The following is a 3,403-nucleotide window of genomic DNA, read 5'->3' as shown; positions in this document are numbered from 1 at the left end:
ATAAGAACCGGCTCGACACCGGCACGCTGGGCTGGAGCAACCTCCACAACCAGGCAGAGTACGAGGTTGAGCACCAGAGCGTGGGGATAAGCTCGGGCGGCAGCATCGGCGGACAGTTCGCCGGCAATATGGCAAACGGACTGCTGGTTGGCGCGAACAGCAGCGGCAGCGACAGCTCGACCACCAAAGCGGCGGTGAGCGCGGGCACTATCGTCATCCGCGACCAGGAGAACCAGCAGCAGAACGTGGATGAGCTGAGCCGCGATGCTGAGCACGCCAATCAGACGCTGGGCAAAATCTTCGATAAGGAGAAAGAGCAACAGCGGCTGGCGGAAGCGCAGAAGATTGGCGAGATTGGCGTGCAGGTCGGCGATATAGCCAGAACGCAGGGGCAGATAGAAGCGACAAAAGTCGCGAATGAAAAAATGTCGGGCGCAACGCAGAAGGACCGCGAGAAGGCGCTGGCAGAACTGAAGGCCAAAGACCCGTCGAANGCCAGAACGCAGGGGCAGATAGAAGCGACAAAAGTCGCGAATGAAAAAATGTCGGGCGCAACGCAGAAGGACCGCGAGAAGGCGCTGGCAGAACTGAAGGCCAAAGACCCGTCGAAGCAGTACAGCGACGACGACGTTAACAAACAGGTTTACAGCAACTTCTACAATCAGGCGTTCGCCGACAGCGACTTTAGAACCGGCGGTAAGGTGCAGCGCGCGATATCTGCGGCCACGGCGGCGGTGCAGGGGCTGGCTGGCGGCGACCTGGCGAAAGCGCTGGCGGGCGGCTCGGCACCGTATATTGCGAACATCATTGGCAGCAGCGGGCTGGATCCCGCCGGAAAAGTGCTGGCGCACGCGGCGGTGAATGCGGCATTAGCCGCAGCGCAGGGCAACAGCGCGCTGGTTGGCGCCGCCGGTGCCGCCACGGCAGAAATGACGGCGATGATTGCGGTCAGTGCCTATGGCAAACCGGTCAGCGAACTGAGCGAGACGGAGAAACAAACGGTCAGCGCGCTGGCCACACTGGCGGCGGGATTAGCAGGTGGGCTGACTGGCGACAGCAGCGCGGATGCGGTGGCGGCTGCGCAGTCGGGTAAGACGACGGCGGAGAATAACTTCCTCAGCGTGCAGAAAGCCGAAACAATGAATAAATCTATCGAAGAGCAGAAAGCGGGCAAGAACTTACTGGAAGCGTCACAGAATATCGTCAGGCTGACGAATGAAGACCGAGCTAGTAATGTGTTGCTACAACAGTACCAATCGGGGCTACCGCTGACAGAAGGGCAGAAGCAAGAGCTGGCAGGATTACTTAACCAATATGGCTATGAGCTTCAGTCTATTTACGGGTATACACTACAGCAAGCCGGAGACGCTATTCAGTCACTGGTCGCAGGCAAGGCGTTTGTCGCCTCGACAGGAAATATTGAAGCTTATAACGAAGCACTGAGTTATCTGAAAGGGTACAGCGTGCAGTCCGGTCAGGCCGCATTAGGAACCGATGCTTTACTCGCTTTACCTGGCGTGCCAGGAATAATTGCTCGTTCAACTCTGGCGGCAGGTGGGGGTTATCAAACCGGTACAGGGATCGGCCAGGTCGTTGATGGCAACCATGGAGAAGGTGCACTGAATATAGGCTTGGGGACAGCGGCTATCTTTGGTGGTGTTGCTGGGAATAGTGTTATAGGTAAGACCGATGGTGCGATAGTTTCACCGGGGAACAGCAATATATGGCAAACAGGTTCAGTTGGTAATGCAATTACGAAGTCTGAAGGTGTATTAACGGGGCCTGTGGCTAAGATAGAACCCGGTATGACGAAGGAAAATATTCGTTCCCTAAATCGGGAAAACGAGAGTGCTCAAATCCTCTCATAGTCAGGGTTTTACGTAGAGCAGAATCCTTTTGTAGCGGGCAATAAAAATCCAGATTATCGGATTAATGGCGAGATATTTGATCACTATGCGCCAAAGTCTAGTAGCGTTAGAAATATTTGGACAGAGGTAAAAGGGAAAATTGATGAAGGACAAACTACTAATGTTGTAGTCAATATTTCTGATACTAAAGTAAGCATGAAAGCGTTACAAAACCAGTTCACCCAATGGCCAATTCTGGGTATGGACAAGCTAATTATTATTGATAAATCTGGTAATGCAATCAGGGTGAAGTGAGGGGATATGGCAATCAATATAAGATGTTATACCAAACTTGCTGTCTCGGAGCTACAGCACCACCTTGATCGTTTTTTATCAAGGAATGCAAGTATATTTCCGGAGCATTATATTTTATATAGTGCAAGGGCATTGGGGCCTTTTGACAAGGAGATATCCAATGAATTTGGTTTAGATCCTGAGTCATATTTTTACGTTGCTGTAAATAATAAATCGTTGGAGATATCGACAGACACAATAGCTGATATGGTTAGAAAAGAGTTAGGTACAGAAAATGTCATTGTCCTTTTAAATGGTGAAGATCTCATCTAAATATTGTGAAAAACCCGGCCGACTGGCTAGGGTTACGGCAGCGGCACCACGCATAACGAAACCACGGTTAACCGCATTGCAGAAAACAGGGGAGATGGTGGAAAGCTAGTTGAGAATCAAAAGAAATGTCCAGGTTGTGGGGCAGTGCGGATGGCACTCAACTTTATCGACCACCGATCCCGAAGAAAAGCGAATTTGCAACTACGGGGATTCAGGCTAACTTCCAAATATTGGATAAATCAGGAGCGGTGATCAGCAATAGTCATCTCAATGTGACTAAATGAAAGCCGCTCTAAAATCTTTATGGTCTGATCATTTTTTATTGGAAGAGTATCAGCCTCTCGAACACGATAATTTCTCATTATGGATAGAGCTATCAATAGGTACTTGTGGTGAGGAAGGAGCCGATAACTTCCGGCTGAAAATTTGCACCCCCGAATGGCTCTGCAAGCACCACTGGCTACCGGAACTGATGCGCCATACGCTGCTGGTTCGTAAATACGATCTGGAGGAGATCTCCAAAACCATAACTGATTATATCGACCAGTGCGAAGGCAAAGACTGGATGGAGATAGCGCAAAAACTCTCCCGTGTCTTTGCCTGGGAATATGAAGATTATCAGCCTTAACTTAAACAACGATCCCGGCCAGCCGAGCAGGGATCGTTTTACTCGTCGCTCACTCCTCAGCCACCGGATGTTAAGCTCTCCCTGCTTACACATCTCCTACCCGTCTCAAACTTCACATCGAACCAGCAGAACGGCAGCGCGTGCGGCGGCTTCGACGTGAAGGTCGGCGGGCACACGCAACTGGACGGCGCGGTCATCGGCTCGACGGCAACGGCGGATAAGAACCGGCTCGACACCGGCACGCTGGGCTGGAGCAACCTCCACAACCAGGCAGAGTACGAGGTTGAGCACCAGAGCGTGG

The 3,403-nt window shown here is 51.6% G+C and carries 2 protein-coding genes and 3 pseudogenes; all 5 read left to right on the top strand.

Annotated features, from left to right (window positions below; all coding sequences use genetic code 11):
• Nucleotides 1-1,118, top strand: a pseudogene (locus ACPUC7_RS24300) (VENN motif pre-toxin domain-containing protein); the annotation flags it as partial.
• A gap of 804 nt (nucleotides 1,119-1,922) precedes the next feature.
• Nucleotides 1,923-2,162, top strand: a pseudogene (locus ACPUC7_RS24295) (CdiA C-terminal domain-containing protein); the annotation flags it as partial.
• Between the two features lie 6 nt (nucleotides 2,163-2,168).
• On the top strand, nucleotides 2,169-2,474 hold the full coding sequence (locus ACPUC7_RS24290; RefSeq protein WP_494924847.1) for a hypothetical protein: 306 nt from the start codon (nucleotides 2,169-2,171) through the stop codon (nucleotides 2,472-2,474).
• Nucleotides 2,475-2,754: 280 nt separating this feature from the next.
• On the top strand, nucleotides 2,755-3,102 hold the full coding sequence (locus ACPUC7_RS24285; protein ID WP_494924846.1) for an immunity 8 family protein: 348 nt from the start codon (nucleotides 2,755-2,757) through the stop codon (nucleotides 3,100-3,102).
• Nucleotides 3,103-3,207: 105 nt separating this feature from the next.
• Nucleotides 3,208-3,403, top strand: a pseudogene (locus ACPUC7_RS24280) (hemolysin); the annotation flags it as partial.

Source organism: Pantoea sp. CFCC18179 (assembly GCF_059412405.1).
The sequence above is the reverse complement of the archived record's forward strand: the minus strand, read 5'-3'. Positions and strand labels throughout refer to the sequence as shown.